This is a genomic window from Leptotrichia shahii (assembly GCF_008327825.1).
GTDB classification, from domain to species: Bacteria; Fusobacteriota; Fusobacteriia; order Fusobacteriales; family Leptotrichiaceae; genus Leptotrichia; species Leptotrichia shahii.
The window spans coordinates 954,195-972,417 of sequence record NZ_AP019827.1; the positions used below are offsets into that span (position 1 = coordinate 954,195).

17 protein-coding genes are annotated in these 18,223 nt (G+C 28.5%); 13 read left to right on the top strand and 4 right to left on the bottom strand.

All coding sequences use genetic code 11. The features are described from left to right. Nucleotides 1-119 precede the first annotated feature (119 nt). The 8 genes from F1564_RS04460 to metA all read left to right on the top strand — a co-directional run bounded on the left by F1564_RS04460 (nucleotide 120) and on the right by metA (nucleotide 8,670). A complete protein-coding gene (locus F1564_RS04460) occupies nucleotides 120-929 on the top strand; it encodes an LpxI family protein (protein ID WP_018450133.1) in 810 nt (269 codons plus the stop codon). Between the two features lie 59 nt (nucleotides 930-988). Further along, on the top strand, nucleotides 989-2,161 hold the full coding sequence (locus F1564_RS04465; RefSeq protein ID WP_018450132.1) for a lipid-A-disaccharide synthase: 1,173 nt from the start codon (nucleotides 989-991) through the stop codon (nucleotides 2,159-2,161). Nucleotides 2,162-2,190: 29 nt separating this feature from the next. Continuing rightward, nucleotides 2,191-3,657 (top strand): MATE family efflux transporter, encoded by a 1,467-nt coding sequence (locus F1564_RS04470; RefSeq protein WP_018450131.1) that lies wholly within the window; start codon nucleotides 2,191-2,193, stop codon nucleotides 3,655-3,657. A 26-nt stretch (nucleotides 3,658-3,683) separates the two neighbouring features. Then, on the top strand, nucleotides 3,684-4,307 hold the full coding sequence (gene plsY / locus F1564_RS04475) for a glycerol-3-phosphate 1-O-acyltransferase PlsY (protein WP_018450130.1): 624 nt from the start codon (nucleotides 3,684-3,686) through the stop codon (nucleotides 4,305-4,307). Nucleotides 4,308-4,382: 75 nt separating this feature from the next. After that, nucleotides 4,383-5,405: an NAD(P)H-dependent glycerol-3-phosphate dehydrogenase gene (locus tag F1564_RS04480; protein ID WP_018450129.1), complete on the top strand. Its 1,023-nt coding sequence runs from the start codon at nucleotides 4,383-4,385 to the stop codon at nucleotides 5,403-5,405. Between the two features lie 33 nt (nucleotides 5,406-5,438). Continuing rightward, nucleotides 5,439-6,260 (top strand): sigma-70 family RNA polymerase sigma factor, encoded by an 822-nt coding sequence (locus F1564_RS04485; protein WP_018450128.1) that lies wholly within the window; start codon nucleotides 5,439-5,441, stop codon nucleotides 6,258-6,260. Between the two features lie 15 nt (nucleotides 6,261-6,275). Then, on the top strand, nucleotides 6,276-7,403 hold the full coding sequence (dnaN, locus tag F1564_RS04490; protein WP_018450127.1) for a DNA polymerase III subunit beta: 1,128 nt from the start codon (nucleotides 6,276-6,278) through the stop codon (nucleotides 7,401-7,403). Between the two features lie 328 nt (nucleotides 7,404-7,731). Beyond that, nucleotides 7,732-8,670 carry a homoserine O-acetyltransferase MetA gene (gene metA / locus F1564_RS04495; protein WP_018450126.1) on the top strand — a complete coding sequence of 313 codons (939 nt, stop codon included), beginning with the start codon at nucleotides 7,732-7,734 and terminating at the stop codon, nucleotides 8,668-8,670. A gap of 170 nt (nucleotides 8,671-8,840) precedes the next feature. On the opposite strand, the gene F1564_RS04500 is transcribed toward metA, so the two are convergent. Then, a complete protein-coding gene (locus tag F1564_RS04500; RefSeq protein WP_018450125.1) occupies nucleotides 8,841-9,419 on the bottom strand; it encodes a YiiX/YebB-like N1pC/P60 family cysteine hydrolase in 579 nt (192 codons plus the stop codon). A gap of 249 nt (nucleotides 9,420-9,668) precedes the next feature. On the opposite strand from F1564_RS04500, the gene F1564_RS04505 reads away from it, so the two are divergent. The 4 genes from F1564_RS04505 (at nucleotide 9,669) to F1564_RS04520 (ending at nucleotide 12,590) form a co-directional block, all read left to right on the top strand. Then, nucleotides 9,669-10,475 carry an Mrp/NBP35 family ATP-binding protein gene (locus F1564_RS04505; RefSeq protein WP_018450124.1) on the top strand — a complete coding sequence of 269 codons (807 nt, stop codon included), beginning with the start codon at nucleotides 9,669-9,671 and terminating at the stop codon, nucleotides 10,473-10,475. 63 nt (nucleotides 10,476-10,538) lie between these two features. Continuing rightward, nucleotides 10,539-11,216 carry a response regulator transcription factor gene (locus F1564_RS04510; protein WP_018450123.1) on the top strand — a complete coding sequence of 226 codons (678 nt, stop codon included), beginning with the start codon at nucleotides 10,539-10,541 and terminating at the stop codon, nucleotides 11,214-11,216. A gap of 153 nt (nucleotides 11,217-11,369) precedes the next feature. Beyond that, the gene (locus F1564_RS04515; RefSeq protein ID WP_018450122.1) at nucleotides 11,370-12,005 is read left to right on the top strand and encodes a superoxide dismutase; all 636 of its coding nucleotides are present in this window, start codon (nucleotides 11,370-11,372) and stop codon (nucleotides 12,003-12,005) included. A 375-nt stretch (nucleotides 12,006-12,380) separates the two neighbouring features. After that, a complete protein-coding gene (locus F1564_RS04520) occupies nucleotides 12,381-12,590 on the top strand; it encodes a DUF1858 domain-containing protein (protein WP_018450121.1) in 210 nt (69 codons plus the stop codon). 555 nt (nucleotides 12,591-13,145) lie between these two features. Here the strand turns inward: F1564_RS04520 and htpX are convergent. Then, on the bottom strand, nucleotides 13,146-14,012 hold the full coding sequence (gene htpX / locus F1564_RS04530) for a zinc metalloprotease HtpX (RefSeq protein WP_018450119.1): 867 nt from the start codon (nucleotides 14,010-14,012) through the stop codon (nucleotides 13,146-13,148). Nucleotides 14,013-14,331: 319 nt separating this feature from the next. Between htpX and F1564_RS04535 the strand changes: the two genes are divergently transcribed. Then, entirely contained in the window at nucleotides 14,332-15,867 is a 1,536-nt protein-coding gene (locus tag F1564_RS04535) for a contractile injection system protein, VgrG/Pvc8 family (protein ID WP_018450118.1), read from the top strand. A 207-nt stretch (nucleotides 15,868-16,074) separates the two neighbouring features. Here F1564_RS04535 and F1564_RS04540 read toward each other — a convergent pair whose 3' ends face one another. Further along, nucleotides 16,075-16,857, bottom strand: a complete 783-nt coding sequence (locus tag F1564_RS04540) for a potassium channel family protein (protein WP_018450117.1) — start codon at nucleotides 16,855-16,857, stop codon at nucleotides 16,075-16,077. Between the two features lie 13 nt (nucleotides 16,858-16,870). Next, the gene (locus tag F1564_RS04545; RefSeq protein WP_018450116.1) at nucleotides 16,871-18,208 is read right to left on the bottom strand and encodes an FAD-dependent oxidoreductase; all 1,338 of its coding nucleotides are present in this window, start codon (nucleotides 18,206-18,208) and stop codon (nucleotides 16,871-16,873) included. Between the last annotated feature and the right edge of the window lie 15 nt (nucleotides 18,209-18,223).

Here is an 18,223-nt window from a genome sequence, read left to right on the forward strand (position 1 = left end):
AAAATTTGTATAAAAAATTTAAAATATAAAATTTCTCAAAATAATCTATGTTTTATTTTGAGTTAATTTTTTAATATAAATATTTTTTTAAAGAAAAAATAAAAAGGGAAAAATAAAAAATGATAATGGGAAAAGTAGGTCTAATTGCCGGAAATGGAAAGTTACCGGAATTATTTTTGAATCAGTGTATTTTAAAGGGCATTGAGCCATTTTCGGTTTATCTGTTTGAAAGTGTAGAGGATAGTGTAAAGGAGCATAAGAATTCTGTAAAGTATAGCGTAGCTCAAGTTGGGAAAATAATTTCATATTTTAAGAAAAATGGGATAACTCAATTAATAATGCTTGGAAAAGTTGAAAAAAATCTAATTTTTTCAAATTTAAAATTTGATTTGACAGCGACAAAAATATTATTATCTACAAAAAATAAAAAAGATAAAAATATTTTAAAGGCGATAATTAATTATATTGAATCTGAAAATATCAAAGTTTTGCCTCAAAATTACTTGTTAGATGAATATATTGCAGTGAATGAAGTTTATACAAAGGCTTCTCCAAATAAAAATGAGGAAAAAACAATAGAAATTGGAATAGAAGCTGCACGAATGCTAACTGATATTGATGCAGGGCAGACAGTTGTTGTAAAAGATGAATCGGTTATCGCACTAGAAGGTGTGGAAGGGACTGATAAAACGATTTTACGTGGAGGGGAATTGGCTGGAAAAAATTGCATTGTTGTGAAAATGGCAAGACGAAATCAAGATTATCGGATAGATATTCCAACAATTGGGCTGGAAACAATTAAAAAGGTAGCAGATATAAATGGACGCGGAATTGTGATAGAAGCTGACAAAATGCTATTTATTGATAAAGAGGAAGTTATTAAATTTGCAAATAAAAATAAAATTTTTATAAAGGGGATTAAAATTTAAAGTTTAAGTAGGAAATTTTAAATCCTTTTCAAAATAAAAAAATGTAAAAGGCTAAAAAAATGAAAAATAATTATGACACATTAAAATCAAAAAAAAAGAAAAAAATTTTTATTTCCTGCGGTGAAATGTCAGGAGATTTACATGCTTCATACATTGTTGAGGAAATGAAAAAAAAGAATGAAAATATTGAATTTTTTGGTGTAGTTGGGGATAAGTCGATAAAAGCTGGGGTTAAGGCTGTAAACCATATTAAAAATAATGATGTTATGGGATTTATAGAGGCTTTAAAAAAATATAGCTATTTTACGAAAAAGGCACATGAATATTTGTTGTTTATTAGGGAAAATGAGATAGAAACTGTTATTTTTGTTGATTTTGGTGGATTTAACTTGAAATTTTTTGAATTACTGAAAAAGAAAATATTGAAAAAACAACTGCAAAACATGAGGATGATTTATTATATTCCGCCTAAAGTTTGGGCTTGGGGAAAAGGAAGAATAAAAAAATTGCGAAAGTTTGACGATGTTATTGTAATTTTTCCGTTTGAGAAAAAATATTATGATGAGAGTTTGAAAAGAGATGAGACAAAAGGGCTGAAAGTGGAGTATTTTGGCAATCCATTTGTTGATAAATATGATTTTTCTAATAAATTGGGAGAGAAAATATTGCTGCTTCCAGGAAGCAGACGACAGGAAATTGAGAAATTTTTGCCAGTAATTGTAGAATTAGTTAGGAATGAAAAAGTTAAGAAAGAAAAATTTTTAATGAAATTGGCAAGTGAAGAACATAAAAAATATATTCGTAATTTTGAAGAAAAATATAAAATTGATATCTTGAAAATTCCGAATTTGGAAATAACTTTTGATAAAATAAAAAATATTCGGAAGGACTGTAAATATGCGATAGCAACTTCTGGAACAGTAACGTTTGAGATTTCACTTATGGGTTTGCCTGTAATAGTGGTTTATAAAACTTCAGCAATTAATGCCTTTATTGCACGTCATATAGTAAAAATAAAATATATAACTCTTACTAATTTAAATGCCAATAGGGAAATTTTTAAGGAATTGCTGCAAGAGGATTTTTCTGTGGAAAAATTGCTTGAAGAAATGGAAATCATGGAAAAAAATAAACAAAATATTATTTTAGAGTTAAAAAGAGAAAGAAAAAAATTAGGTAATTTTGGGGTTTTGAAAAAAATTGTCGATTATCTGTTAAAAAATAAAAATTAACTTTATAAATTTTATAAAAAGGAAAAAATATGGAAAAAAAGCGTGAAGAACTGTTAAAGGGTTCTGTCTTGAAATTATTTATAAAATATTTCATACCAACACTTATTGGATCTGCTGCAGTTGTTCTTTACAACATTGTTGATAGATTCTTTGTTGGAAAAATTAGTGAAAAGGCACTTGCAGGTGCGGGAATCGCCTTTTATATTGTTATGTTAATCATTGCTTTCTCAATGTTCATCGGAGTTGGAGCTGGGACTATTATTTCGATTAGGCTTGGACAAGGAAAAAAGGGAGAAGCAAAAAAAATATTGGGAAATGCTGTAACATTGTTTACAGTTTTAGGAATTTTATTATATTTATTTTTAATATTGAATATTAACATGGTTTTACGATATTCAGGTGCTAATAATGAAACTTTGCCCTATGCAAGGGCTTATTTGGAAATAATATTACTGGCAATTTTACCGTTATTTTATTCATTTGGACTTACAAATGTATTGAATGCAGCTGGAGCACCACGAGTTGCAATGTTTTCAATGTTAATTGGAGCAGTTGTAAATATTATTTTAGATTATGTGGCTGTAATGATTATGCACACTGGAATTGAAGGAACTGCCTATGCAACTTTAATTGGAAATTTATTATCTGCGATATTTGTATTGTGGTTTTTAATTGCTGGGAAATTGCCTTTTAAAATTGATATGTTTGGATTTAAATTGGAAGAGGAAAGTGTTATTACGATAAGATTTTCAAAATTGAGATTAGATCCAAAAGTAGTAAAGGATATTTTCTCGATTGGAATGTCGCCATTTTTACTACAAGCTGCAAGTTCAGGAGTGGGGCTTGTAACAAATAAAATTGTAGATATTTATGGCGGAACTTATGGTGTGGCAGTTATGACAATTATAAATTCCTATTTGCCGATTATGACAATGAGTGTCTATGCAGTTTCTCAAGCGGTTCAGCCAATAATCGGATTTAATTATGGTGCGAAAAATTTTACAAGAGTTAGAAAGTCCTTAATGACAGCCATAGGTGCAGGAGCTATGCTATCTTTTGCATTTTGGGTAATCGTAATGCTTTTGCCAAGACAATTGATTTTATTTTTTAATGAAAAGAGTACACCTGAAGCTTTAAGAGAAGGAATAAAAGCTATTAGAATTTATTTTTCGCTTGTAATAATTTCATCTTTTGGAATAACTGTACCAAATTATTTTCAGGCAACTGGGCGTTCAAAATATTCGGTTGTAATGAATTTAATGCGGCAAGTTGTTATATTTCTAGTAGTTGTCATAGTTTTTTCAAATGTATGGAAATTAGAGGGTGTATGGATTGCGCAGCCGTTTACAGATTTTATGTTCTTTTTGATACTTCTAGTATTTTTATACAGAGAAAAAAGGTTTTTCGACAAAATGACTGAAAATCAAAGTCATTTATTGGAATTTAAAAAAATAGAATCTGCAGAGAATGAAAAAGTTGATAAAAATAATAAATAATTTATTAAATAAAAAGAGGAATAAAAATGATTACAATTTTATTAATGGCATTTTCATATATCTTGGGAAGTGTGCCAAATGCACTTTGGATAGGGAAAGTGTTTAAAGGAATAGATGTCCGTGAGCATGGAAGTAAAAATACAGGCTCTACAAACGCTGCACGTGTTTTAGGGGTAAAATTAGGTATTTTAACATTAATACTGGATATTTCAAAAGGATTAGTTCCAACATTGCTGGCAGTTTTATTAAAAGTAGACTTTTTTGAAAATTTGACAAAAATATCAAATTTAGATTATGTGTTGGTTGGAATTTGTGCAATTCTAGGACATGTATTTTCTATTTTTATGAATTTTAAAGGTGGAAAAGCTGTTGCGACAACACTTGGAGTATTTTTAGTTTTAGTGCCGAAGGCTATATTATTTGCAGCTATCGTATTTTTTGTAGTTTTTTCTATTTTTAGATATGTTTCACTTTCTTCAATTTTTGCAGCTATATCGCTTCCTATTTTTACATATTTTTTGTATCAGCAAATAGTATATATTATTCTAGGAATTTTAATAGCAATTTTAATTGTTGTAAAGCATAAAAGCAATATTGAAAGATTAAAAAATGGAACGGAATCCAAGTTTAGCTTAAAAAGTAAAAAATAAGAAATTTATAATTAAATATAATTGCAAATAAAAATATTTAATACTATAAATATATAATGAAAGAAAGGGATAATGATGAAAAATATACTAATTATTGGTGGTGGAAGTTGGGGAACTTGCCTTTCAAAACTATTATTGGAAAATGGACATAAAGTATATTTGTGGGAGCATAATGAGGAAGTTAGAAAAGTTATTCGTAGTACAAAGGAAAATCCCAAATTTCTACCAAATATAAAATTACCTGATAGTCTTAATGTCGTAGATGATTATGGAGAAATATTAAAAAATCCTGAAAAATATGGAAAAATTGATATTTTATTATTAGCAACTCCAACGCAATTTTTAAGAAATGTTTTAAAAACATTGAAAAATTTCTTAAATTATAATATAATATTGGTGAATGTTGCAAAAGGTTTAGAAATTGCTACAAAAAAAAGAATCTCTGAAATTGTGGCTGAAGAACTGGAAAATAAGGAATATAGCTATGTTTTACTAGCTGGGCCGACACATGCCGAAGAAGTGGCACAAAAACTGCCATCTGCAATACTTTCTGTGTCTAAGGATGAAGAAGCTGCAAAAATCGTTCAAACTACATTTAGCAATCTTTATTTTAGAGTTTATACGGGAACGGATCTTATGGGAGCTGAACTTGCGGGCGCATTAAAGAATTGTCTTGCAATCGCAGCAGGAATTGCCGATGGAATGGGTTATGGAGATAATACAAAAGCTGCCCTTATAACTCGTGGAATTAATGAAATGTTTGAAATTGCAAAATTTTATAATGCTAATCCAAAAACATTTATGGGATTGTCGGGACTTGGAGATATTATTGTAACTTGTACAAGCAAACATAGTAGAAATAGATATGTTGGGGAAAAGCTGGGGCAAGGACAAAAAATTAAAGATATAGTTTCACACATGAATATGGTATCAGAAGGTGCAGAAACAATAAAAGCTCTTTATAAAATTATAAAGGAAAACAACTTGAAGGCACCTATTTTTACAGCACTTTATGAAGTAATCTATGACGGAAAGCCGGTTTCAGAATTGGAATCTACATTTATGAGCAGAGATTTGAAGTCAGAATTTTTAAATTGAGAAATATATAAAAAATAAAATTGGAGTGAGGTAATGGAAGATAACAACTTAAACTTAATGTCGTTATATCTAAGTGATATTCAAAAATTTGATTTACTTTCAAAGGAAGAAGAATACGAACTGCTAAAGCGAATTAGGAAAGATAATGACGAACAGGCAAGACAGTTACTGATTTTATCAAATTTAAGACTGGTAATAAGTACAGCTAAAAAATCTCTTGGAAATGGATTGCCTCTAATTGATTTAATTAGCGAAGGGAATATTGGATTGATAAAGGCTATAAATAAATTTGACTATGAGAAGGGTCATAGATTTAGCACATATGCAGTATGGTGGATAAAACAGTCAATTAAAAAGGCAATTATCAATATTGGAAGGGATATTAGAATACCATCTTATAAATATGAGCAATTATCAAAAGTAAATAAAGTCATAAAAGATTATAATGCCATTCACGGTGAAGCTCCATCAACAGAATATATTGCAAAGGAAGTTGATTTAAAGGAAAGCAAGGTTATATTGCTTTTAGGTGAATTTCAGGATATAATGTCATTAAATGAAACAATAGGCGATAATATTTATCTGGAGGATATTATTGGGAAAAATGATGATGTTGAAGATAAGATAATAAAAGAGGATCAGCTTATTGAAATGAAGGAATTGCTTGAAAAGGTTTTAAATGAGCGTGAAAGGTTAATTCTCGAATATCGTTATGGATTATATGACAATAAAATCCATACATTAAAGGAAATAGGCGAACAAATGGGGATTACACGTGAAAGAGTTAGGCAAATTGAGAAAAAAGCTATAACAAAATTAAAGGGACATTTGGAAGAATATAAGGATATATTATAGAGAAGAGGTGAAAGTATGTTACATATAATTGTAGATAGAAAATCATTATTGAGAGCTATGACTATAGTTGAAAATGCAGTAACTGAAAATAAAATAAGAGAAGTTCTTTCTGGAATTTATATTGAAACAAACGAAGGAAAGGCAATCTTACGGGGAACAGATTTGGAACTGTCTATAAATACAGAAATAAAAGCACAAGTGGAAGAAGATGGAAAAATTGTTATAAAACATAAGTTAATTGAAGAATTTTTAAAACAAATTTCTGATGATAAAATAACTTTAATTGAGGAAAAGGGGAAATTGATAATTCAGGCAAGTTCAACAAATACTGAATTTTCATTATATGATGTAGAAAATTTTCCAGTTCAGTCAAGACTTGAAAATGGAGTTGAATATGTATTTGAAAAGGCGAAATTATTAAATAATATTGAAAATGTGAAAATATCTGCTTCTCCAAATCCAGAAAACCTTGCTGTAAACTGTATCAGAGTTGAAATTGAGGAAAATAAATTAAAACTTGTTTCATCTGACACATATAGATTGACATATATTGAAGAAGATTTGGAAGATTCTCAAAGAAATAAGGAAAATCTTAGCTTGAGCATTCCATTAAAGACAATTGATGGATTAATAAAAATTATGAAGTTGATAGATGAGGAAAAGATTGTAGTCAAATCAGATGGCTCAAAAGTATTTTTTAAATTGTCAAATGTGGAAATATTAACTCGTACAATTGATCTCCAATTTCCAGATTATAAATCAATTTTGAATAATTCACAGCATAATAAAAAGATATTGTTAAATACAAAGGATTTTTTGTCAGTATTGAGAAGAACAGCTATATTTGTCAGAGATAATAAAGAATCTAAAAATGGTGGGATATTTAATTTTTCAAATAATAAGCTGCTGCTTACAGGAACGAGTGAAAATGCACAGATAAAAGAAGAAATTGTAACGATTCAAGAGGGTGAAGATTTAAGAATATCATTAAATGTTAAATTTTTACTCGATTTTATTTCTACAATTAAGGGAAAAGTTACGGTGCTGGAGTTGCTAAACAATAAAAGTTCAGTAATTGTAAAGGATGAAGATAATGATAAATCGCTTTACTTCACAATGCCATTGGCACTTAGAGAAAGTTAATTAATTTTGTGAAGGAGATATTTTAATTAATAAAGAAAAAAGTTTAAATCAATTGGAAACAATTAGATGGTTTATATTTTTATTTTTACCAGAATTTATAACTCTGATTTATATTATTGTGAGAATTATAATTAGTTCTTATTTTTTAGAAGATTTCCTTATTGCTGTATTGTTTTTTTTTGAGTCTACATAACGATATATATTATTTAAAAATAATATTAAATTCAGTATTATTAATTCTGTTTATAACATTTATGAATTATTATGATAATTGATAAATGTTATGTAATCAAATTTTTAGTCAAAATAATAGAAAGGAGAATATGCAATGCCTATAAAAATACCAAATAACTTACCGGCTGTAGATATTTTAGCAAAGGAGAACATCTTTGTAATGGATGAAAGAAGGGCATTGTCACAAGATATTCGTCCTTTAAAATTTATAATAATAAATCTTATGCCTACCAAAATTGAAACAGAAACACAATTATTAAGACTTTTAAGTAACACTCCGCTTCAAATTGAAGTAACTTTTTTAAAGATGACATCTTATGTATCTAAAAATATATCAAAGGAACATATGTCGAATTTTTATAAGACTTTCAATGATATAAAGAATGATTATTTTGATGGACTTATAATAACAGGAGCACCTGTGGAAAATATGCCTTTTGAAAAGGTTATTTACTGGAAGGAATTGACAGAAGTTATGGAGTGGAGCAAAACCCATGTTTATTCTACAATGTGTATTTGCTGGGGAGCACAGGCGGCACTTTATTATCATTATGGAATCAAAAAATATCCATTAAAGGAAAAACTTTTTGGAATTTATCCATTAAAAATTGATATTTGCCATACAATGCTGCTGCGTGGATTTGATGAAGTGTTTAATATGCCGCAATCACGGCATACAGAAGTCCATGCAAAGGATATAGAAAAAATTCCTGAACTAGAAATCATTGCCAATTCTAAAGAAGCTGGAGTGAGTATTGTGCGTAGCCGAGATAAACGTAATATTTTTATTATGGGGCATTTGGAATATGATAGAATGACATTGGCGAAAGAGTATGAGAGAGATGTAAAATTAGGAAAAGATATAAAAATTCCCTATAATTATTATACAAACGATGACACAACTAAAATACCGCTTTTTGTGTGGAGAGCCCATGCAAATTTACTGTTTTCAAATTGGATAAATCATCATGTTTATCAAGGTACACCTTATGATTTGACAACATTGGGAGAAATTCCTAGTTTTCAAATTTAATATTATTTTTTGTTAAAATAATTTTATATTTTTTAACAGAATTAGTAAAAAATTTTTAGAAACAGAGTTAATTATTTATAGAAAATAAAAAGCTGTCAAGTAATATTTATTAAAAAATAAATTATGCAAGACAGTTTTTTTATTACAAAGTTATTTGTTAAATAAGATATTTATTGGGCATAAATAGATATATTTTCAAGTAAAGGGGAATCCAGTATGTCAAATGGCATAACCCATCCGCCTCCATTGGAATCTAGATCTACTTCACGACCAACTTTTTTCCCCGCTTTTTTAAATACTAAATATACAAATTGTGAACAGTAAAGCCTTTTGTCAAAATCCTTGGTAAATGTTAATCCATAAGGTTTAGTTATAGTTTCATCAATTTCTTTAAATAGTGCTGATTTAAATTTTTCATCTATTCCTTTCAATCTGAAAATGGCAATTTTTCTATCAAGATTTTCCCAGGCATATATTGGACTCTCGCTGTAACCTGCAGAATATGTTGGAAATTCAATTATTTTTTTACGTTCGTTAAGAACAGCAGCATGTCCCCACATTGAACGTAAAGTCGGTTTTTTTGATAAAATGAGAATATCTCCTGGCTGAAGTTTATCAGCATTTGAGATGACTTCGTGTGGTGTATACCAAAAATACTTATCTTCTGGTTTTGTTTTACATATAAGTGCAAGAGTTAGAATTAAAAAGAGCATTAGTCTCTTTATATTTCTTTTTAAGTAAATATTCATAATTGATTGTTCCTTTCTATTTATTAATTTTAATAACCAAACTTACATATATTATATAAAAAAGATACAAATTAGTCTAGTATATTTTTTAATAAAAACATTTTTAAATATAATTTATTTAATGTAATAAAAAAATTAATTTTTTTTAAAAGAAATCTAAAAAATTGCTTGTATTTTTTCTAAGTTTATGATTTAATTAAAGTAGGGAAGTTAAATAAAATTATAATATTTTTAGAATAGGAGGAATGGATGCAAACTAATCCGGCTTTAGCTGAACGAAAGCAAAGAATTGATTCCAATATGTCCAAGATTAAGCATAAAATAGTAGTGATGAGTGGAAAAGGTGGAGTTGGGAAAACGACCATGTCTGTTAATTTAGCCTATGGATTGTCGTTACGGGGATACAAAGTTGGTATTCTTGATGCAGATTTGCATGGGCCTAATATTCCGATCATGTTTGGGAAAGAAGGAGTAAAGCTTTCAAGAATTTCTGAACCGCTGGAGATAACAGAAAACTTGCATATATCATCATTAAGTTTTTTTGTTCCTGATAATTCACCAGTTGTATGGAAGGGACCGCAAAAAATTACGGCAATAATGGAAATGCTGGAAGGAATTAAATGGGGAGAGATTGATTATTTAATAGTCGACCTGCCGCCAGGAACAGGTGATGAAACATTGGGTATTGCTCAGAATATAGGAACTGATTCAAAAGCAGTTATTGTGACAACACCGCAAAAGGTTTCTTTGCTGGATTCTACAAGATCAATAAATTTTGCTAAATTGATTAACTTGAATGTACTCGGTGTAATCGAAAATATGAGTGGTTTTATTTGCCCTGACTGTCAAAAAGAAGTTAATATCTTTAAAAAAGGTGGTGCCGAAAAAATGGCCCAAGAGAAAAAAACAGACTTTTTAGGATCAATACCATTGGATGGAAATATTGTGGAATCAAGTGATAATGGATTACCATTTATTTCAAACGATTCTTTAGCTTCAAGAAGAATGAACGATATAATTGCTAAAGTAATTGAAAAAACAGAAAAAGAGAATTAAATGTGAAAGGAGAGGTATTTTAAATGTATCGTAATTGTAATATATTTATTATACAATAGAAAAATGAAAGTATTAGTATTTAATAAAAATGAAAAAACCAGAATGGTAGTGGGACAGTTATTAAAGGAACTAAGTTTTAATGTTATATTGGCAGAAAATGAAGAACAAATGATAGATGCCCTAAAGACAGAGACTCTCGACATTTCTTTTTTGGATATTAACTCGATTGAAGATTTTCCATTGGCAATAGAAAAAATAACAAGATATAAAAAACAAAGTTATATTCTAATGGCAATTGAACAAGATGACAGATATTCGAAAACCGAAGCTCTACTGAAGGGAATAGATGACTATGTCTACAATGATTTTAGATTGGAAGAACTTTCAGCCAAATTTAGAGCAATAGTGAGAATTTTAAATAAACGGCTTACTGAAGATGAAATGGGAATTTTAACAGCCTATGATCTAACATTGAATCCTGCAAATAGGGAAGTTAAACGTGATGGAAAAGAAATAGAATTAACAAACAAGGAATTTTTATTATTGGAATATTTCTTGAGAAACAAAAATAGAGTTCTTACTAGAACAATGATTTCTGAAAAAATTTGGGATATAGACTTCGTTTCAGAAAGTAATATTGTAGATGTGTACGTTAATTTCTTGAGATCAAAGATAGATAAGGGATATGATCAAAAAATTATAAAGACTGTAAGAAGTGTTGGATATATTATAAAAGAGTAGATCGTTTATTTTTCTATTAAATGATAGCAAATATTTTAGTTACCTTATTCTTAATTGTAATAATAACAAATTCATAAAAAATATAAATTTTTATTGATTTTACAAAAATAATGTGATAAAATATATCTAAATAAAAGGTTAGGAGTGATAAAAATGTTTAAACAAATAGAATTATCTTACGGTTTTGATGCATTAGAGCCAAATATTGATACAAAAACAATGGAAATTCATTATGGAAAGCATCATGCAACTTATACTAATAATTTGAATAGCACATTAAAGGATAATGCACCACAATTTTTGGAAAAATCAATAGAAGAAATTTTAACAAATTTAGATGCATTACCAGAAAATATACGTGGAGCTGTTAGAAATAATGGTGGAGGTTTTTATAACCATAATCTATATTTTGAAGTAATGGGACCTAATGCAGACGGAGAGCCAAAAGGTGAATTAGCTGAAAAAATAAATGAAGCATTTGGAAGTTTTGACAAATTTAAAGAAGAATTTTCAAAAGCGGCTGCGACTAGATTTGGATCAGGATGGGCTTGGCTTGTTGTAAACAAAGATGGAAAATTAAAAGTAACTTCAACAGCAAATCAGGATAATCCATTAATGCCAGGTGTAACACCTTGTGGATGTTCAGAAGGAACTCCAATTTTGGGAATAGACGTATGGGAACATGCATATTACTTGAATTATCAAAATAGACGTCCAGATTATATTACAGCTTTCTTTAATGTTATAAACTGGGATGTAGTATCTAAAAAATATGAAGCTGCAAAATAAGTTAAAGTAAATTATTAAAATAAATTTATAAATTTAGATTGAATTGGAGTCATTTATAATAATTCTAATTCAATCTTTTTCTATTTTTATCTAAAAATTTTAAATATTATTTGATTAAAAAAATATTTGTTTATAAAAGTTGACTGAAATGATATAATTTGCTATACTTATAGAGTGGTATTATTATTTCTCGTTTAAATAATAAGTTTGTAATAAATAAATATTATTGGCTATGTTTTATGAGATTTATCATAATTGCTTTAGTATCAAATTCCTGAAATATAACATTTAGTTTAAATTTAAAGTTTAGTTTTATTTTAAAGGATTTGTGAATAAAAAAATATAAAATAAAATTTCAAATAGGAGGAAATAACTATGGAAAAAGTAACAAAAGATATGAATATAATGGAAGCTGTAGAAAAATATCCGATTATTGCACAAGTATTGATGAGATACGGGCTTGGATGTGTTGGATGCATTATTTCGAGTGCGGAAACTTTAGGTGAAGGGATTGCTGTTCATGGGTTAAATCCAGATATAATTATTGAGGAAGTAAATATGATTCTTGAAAAACAGGAAGGGTAGTGTAAAGTTAATTTAAATAATAAAAATAGGTAACTTTTTGAGAATGATTCACTCAGGCTACCTATTTTTTAATGAACTTATATTATTAACATAAAACCATAAATAATATTTGTTAATAATATGATTCCTACTAGAAATCTATTTATAAATTTGAAGATATTTTGACTTCCGAATGTGAAACTTAATGTCAAATCTAAAATAGAATATATTAGAAGCGTTACTGAAAAATTTTTCAAAATAAAAATTTTTTGAGTTTTTAGCAACATTAAAGCTGGTGGTAATAAATAACGGAATGAACTAAAGAAAGTATATAAAAATATAGTCAAAACTTCAAATAAAAGTATAAATACAGTTATTCTTTCTGCAAATTGTACTCGCTTTCCGCTTAGGAATAAAATTGAAACAAGCGAGTAAATACGTACAAAAAGTAATAATAGTGTTAAAAATGTAAAAGTATTAATCATATCTTATCTCCATATATATTTGATAATTTTTGTATATTTTATCATATTTAAAGCAAATTCTCAAGTAAAATAAAAATCCCAATAGATTTTACTATAATAAATTTTCTTCTCTTGCCATTTTTTCAAGTTCTTTTATCCTGTCATCGGTAGACGGATGAGTACTAAATAAATTCTTTAGGCTTCCAAGGCTTGAAAAAGGATTTATGATAAACATATGGGCTGTTGCTGGATCTTCTCTATTCATTGGAATACTGTGACTGTAATTCTCTAATTTTTGGAGTGCATTACGTAAATATAAAGGATTTCCTGAAAATTCAGCTCCAGCTCTGTCCGCCATATATTCTCTTTTTCTTGAAATAGACATTTGGATTATGGAAGCAGCTATTGGAGCTAAAAGTGATACTAGCATTGCAGCAGCGACATTATTTCGTCTTTTTTCGCCATTTCTGTTGTTCCCGCCTGATGCATAAGGTAAAAATCTTGCAATATTTGCAATTGCTCCAGCAAATGTAGCAGCAATTGTACTAATTAAAATATCCCGATGTTTTATATGTCCAAGTTCGTGAGCCATTACTCCAGCCAACTCATTATCATCCATCAATTCAAGCAGTCCAGCAGTACAAGCTACGGCTGCATTTTGTGGATTTCTTCCAGTTGCAAAGGCATTTGGCTGTCGTTCTGGAATTATGTAAACTTTTGGCATAGGTAAATCAGCATTTTTGGACAATCTTTGTATTAGGTGATATAATCTTGGATTATTTTGGGAATTAACTTCTTGACCATTATAAGATTTGATAACCATTTTATCACTAAACCAGTAACTGTAAAAACTCATAGCACCAGCAATTATAAGTCCAATTAATGCCCCTTGCTGATTTCCCAATGCACCGCCAATTGCTACAAAGAGAAAAACTAATCCAAACATTAAAAAACCTGTTTTTATAGTATTTATAAACATAGGTACTTTTTCCTTTCTTCTGATTAAATATTAAACTTGTTCAGTAGCTGTATAATTTATTGGATAAATTTTATAAATTGTGAGTTTTTTGAACAAGTTTATTATATTATAAAAAAAGGTATTTTTCAATAAATAATTTAAATTTTATTATTTTTTAGTGTAGTCAAATTATTAGAAAATATTTTAAAACTAAAATTAATAATTTTAAAATGGAAAAAATTTATAAAAAGATTGAAAAAGTATTTAAAATATAGTATAATAAAAATATATTAATATTTTATTAAATATTATATAAAAAAGGTAAATTGAGGTGACGAAAATGGGGAATGAAAGTACAAATATGGAAAATATGTATGAAGGAAAAAATATTGGAATTATACTAGATAAGAAAAATCTGGATAATTTTGTAATTCGAGAATTTGTGCTGAATGAAAATATTAATGAACATCAGAAGCTGGAAATGCAGCTGGAAATGGATGAAGAGCAAAGGAAGAATCTGGAAAGAATTATTGAAAAGGAAAATGTTGAAATTGAAATTGAACTTTCAGGGTCGAATCAGAATGTCAGAAGGAAGATTTTTTGTGGAATAGTTGATTATTTTGAAATATTAGATTATGGAAGTTATGGGTGCAGGATTTTGATGAAGGCGTTTTCTAAAAGTGTGCTTTTTGACAGGAAAAATGAGAAAAAGTATCGGGTTTTTCAGGATAGGAATTTAATGTTTTCAGATATAATTGATGAGATTAATAAAGATTATGCTGATAAAAAGCTGGAAATAAAATATTCTGATATTGCGAAAAAGCAGATTGGCAGTCTTGTTGTGCAGTTTGATGAAACAGATTGGGAATTTTTAGTAAGACTTACTAGTCAGTTGAAAACTGGGTTGTTTGTAGTTGAGCAAGGGATAATATTGTTTGGAATTGTAGAAATGGGGGAAATTAAGAAGGAAAATAAATATTTTTCAGATTATTCGCTGGTAAGAGATTATAAAAATCTATATTATAAAGTGCAGTCAAATAAAGTAATAAATTTGGGAGATACTGTTTCTATTTCTGAAAGCGCTGTAGAAAATGAAGTAAATGATAAAGATTCTAGTGGGAATAAAAGTAATTTTTCTGTATTAAAAACTAGAATATTTTTGAAGGATTTTATTTTAAAAAGTGAATTTTTAGCAACGGATATGAAGAGTTATTATATATTCAAGAAATATAATGAAAAAATAAAAGGGTGCAGGATTGAAGCTAATGTTGAACGGGTATTTGAAGATGGTGGAATTGCGAAAATGGAAGTCAGATTTGCAGAAGGGCTGAAAAAAATTGTTCAAGAAAGAAGCAATAGTGAAAGTAATGATAAAGCGTACGATGATTATGGGATAAAAAGATTTCCATTAAGTTACCAGACTTTTTATTCACAGACAAATACTGGATTTTTCTGCACTCCTGAAGTAAATGATACTGTGGAAGTTTATTTTCCAAATGAAGACGAGCGATTTGCAAAAGTGTCGTGGGCAATAAACAATAAAGGAAGTGGAAGATTTAGCGATTATACCAAAAGAAATTTCCAGGTTAATCAGAGTGATTTTAATTTTAGCTTGAATTTAAACACTTTTGAAGTGAAAACAGCTGAAAAATACAGTGTGGAATCACCAAATATAGTTGAAAATGCAGATAATTTTGTAAATAAGGCTAATCAGAACATGATAGTGGCTTCGAATAATTATTTGGGGATAGAGTCGATTGGAGATGCTGATTTTTATGGCTCTAAGATAAATATTATTGGAAAAGAAAAGGAAATAACAATGGAATCATTAAGTTCAGATGTAAGAATTAAAGGGAAAAAAGTTCATAGCAATTAATAGACCTATTCGATAGCCATACAAACTTAGAATTTAATAAAATAAATATTCTAAAGCAAGAGGCCTTGACTCCTTATAGAGATAAAAAGAACTTAGATTATCGGACATATCTAAAATAAAAAATACAGGAGAATAATAAATACAGGAGAATAATAAGGTTAGTTAAAACTTACTATTCTTCCTGTATTAAAAGGATTTTAGTATAATTTATTTTTTTCTTTTGTTTCTTATAAATTGTATAAAAGTTATAATTTCCTGTTTTTCTGTATCTGTGTAGTTTTGGGAGTTTAAGACATATTCATCTAAATCATCATCTGGAATTAAATCAGTTTGCCGATTTAAGAAATAACTTGTGATTGCTCCTGTAATCATTCCAAAAGTTCCCATTCCAATCAGTATCAGAAAAATAGCAATTATTCTTCCAATAAATGTATGCGGATAGACATCTCCATAACCAACAGTAGTTGCAGTTACAAAAGCCCACCATAGGCTATTAAAATAAGAGAGTTTTTCGACATAGGAAACTATTAGGGCAGATACTATGATTCCAAGTACAGCAAATATTAACAAATAAATAAGTCCATTTGCTCTCAAGATTTTTTTTATTTTTTTGTAGAATTTTTTTACAGACAAATAAGCTTTTGTCAGTTTTAAATGCTTAAAAACTCTTGCTAAACGTCTAATCTTAAAAATTCTGAATAGCCTAAAAATAGAATAATACGGAATAATTGAGATTAAATCAGGAATATTGCTTTCAATAAAATCTAATTTATTGTCTGAATTTGTAAAACGTATAAAATAATCCACTGCAAAAATTAAATAAATTGATACATCAATAAATTCCAGGATTGGATTATTAAAAATGCTAATATCGCCATGTAAATCTAAAAGTGTAGTGACAAAGCTGTATAATGCCAAGAAAATAAAAATAACTTGATAACTCATACGGAATCTTTTGTTTTTATGTAATTTTTCAATTTTCTTTTTCATAAAAACTCCTGTTTTATTTAATAACTTTTCTGTATGTTACTAATAACGGATTCCAGACACTTGCATTTGTTGGGGAATATGCAAAGTCAATTTCTATGAATTTTTCAATAGGTGTTTCAAGAGCAATAACGATAGCCATTTGATCTATAAATTGTGCTACTGCTTCTTTTCCGACCATTGCTCCGCCAAGAACAATTTTTTTATCTTTATCGTAAATAATTTCAGCACTTGCAGGAACAGAATCTTCAAAGCCAGAATTTTTATACATTGCTTTCATTGAAACTACATCGGCATTGTATCCTAATTGCAGAGCTTCTTTTAGAGAAAGTCCAGTTTGTGCCAGTTTTACATCATAAAATGAAGTTGCAAAAGAACGGATTAACCCTTTCCAGCTCACATCTTTTCCAGATAAGTGTTTTGCAAGGAACATTCCATGCTTGTTTGCTACATCTCCAAATGGAGCATATAAATTTCTGTCAGTTTTGTAATATTTGTTAAAAACGCAATCTCCAATTGCATATACATCTTTAATATTTGTTTCAAATTTATCATTTACAGTAATCTTTCCAGAATCAGTTTTTAATTCTTTAGGTAGAAAATCAATATTTGGAGTAATTCCAATGCTAAATAATGCAATATCAAAGTTTACAGTTTCACCATTATCCAGTTTTACTGATTTTGCTACATTATTTTCAGAAATTATTTCTGTAACTCCTGAATTTAATTTTAATTCAACATCATTATTTTCTATTTCTTTATAAATTCTTTTTTTCAAGTTTTCAGAAACATTTGGAAAAATTTGATCAGCTTTTTCAATTAGTGTAACATTTAATCCATTTTTTCTAAATGATTCAACCATTTCCAGTCCAATAAATCCAGCTCCTACAACAACTGCATTTTTTAATTTTGATTTATTTTCGTTAAGATAATCTTTTATTTTAAAGGCATTTTCTGCATGTGATAAAGTAAATACATTTTCCAAATTTTGAGAATATCCAGCAATATTTGGCACAAACGATTTTGCTCCAACAGCAATCACTAATTTGTCATAAGAAATTGTCCCGTTAATTTCATTGCCTTTTACTGTTAAAGTTTTATTTTCAAAATCTATTTTTGTAACTTCGTGATGAATTTTTACATTAATTCCACGCTTTATAAAATCTTCAGGTGTTCCGTGCAGAACATCACTTTTCTTCAATTCATCAGCAATGAAATAAGGTGTTGGACATCCAGCCCAAGCCACATAAGAGGATTTTTCAAATAAAATAACCTCATCTTCAGGATTTGCTTTTTTATATTGAGTCGAAAACATCATTCCAGCTGCTCCGCCTCCAATTACAACTATTTTCATAATATTTATTGTATG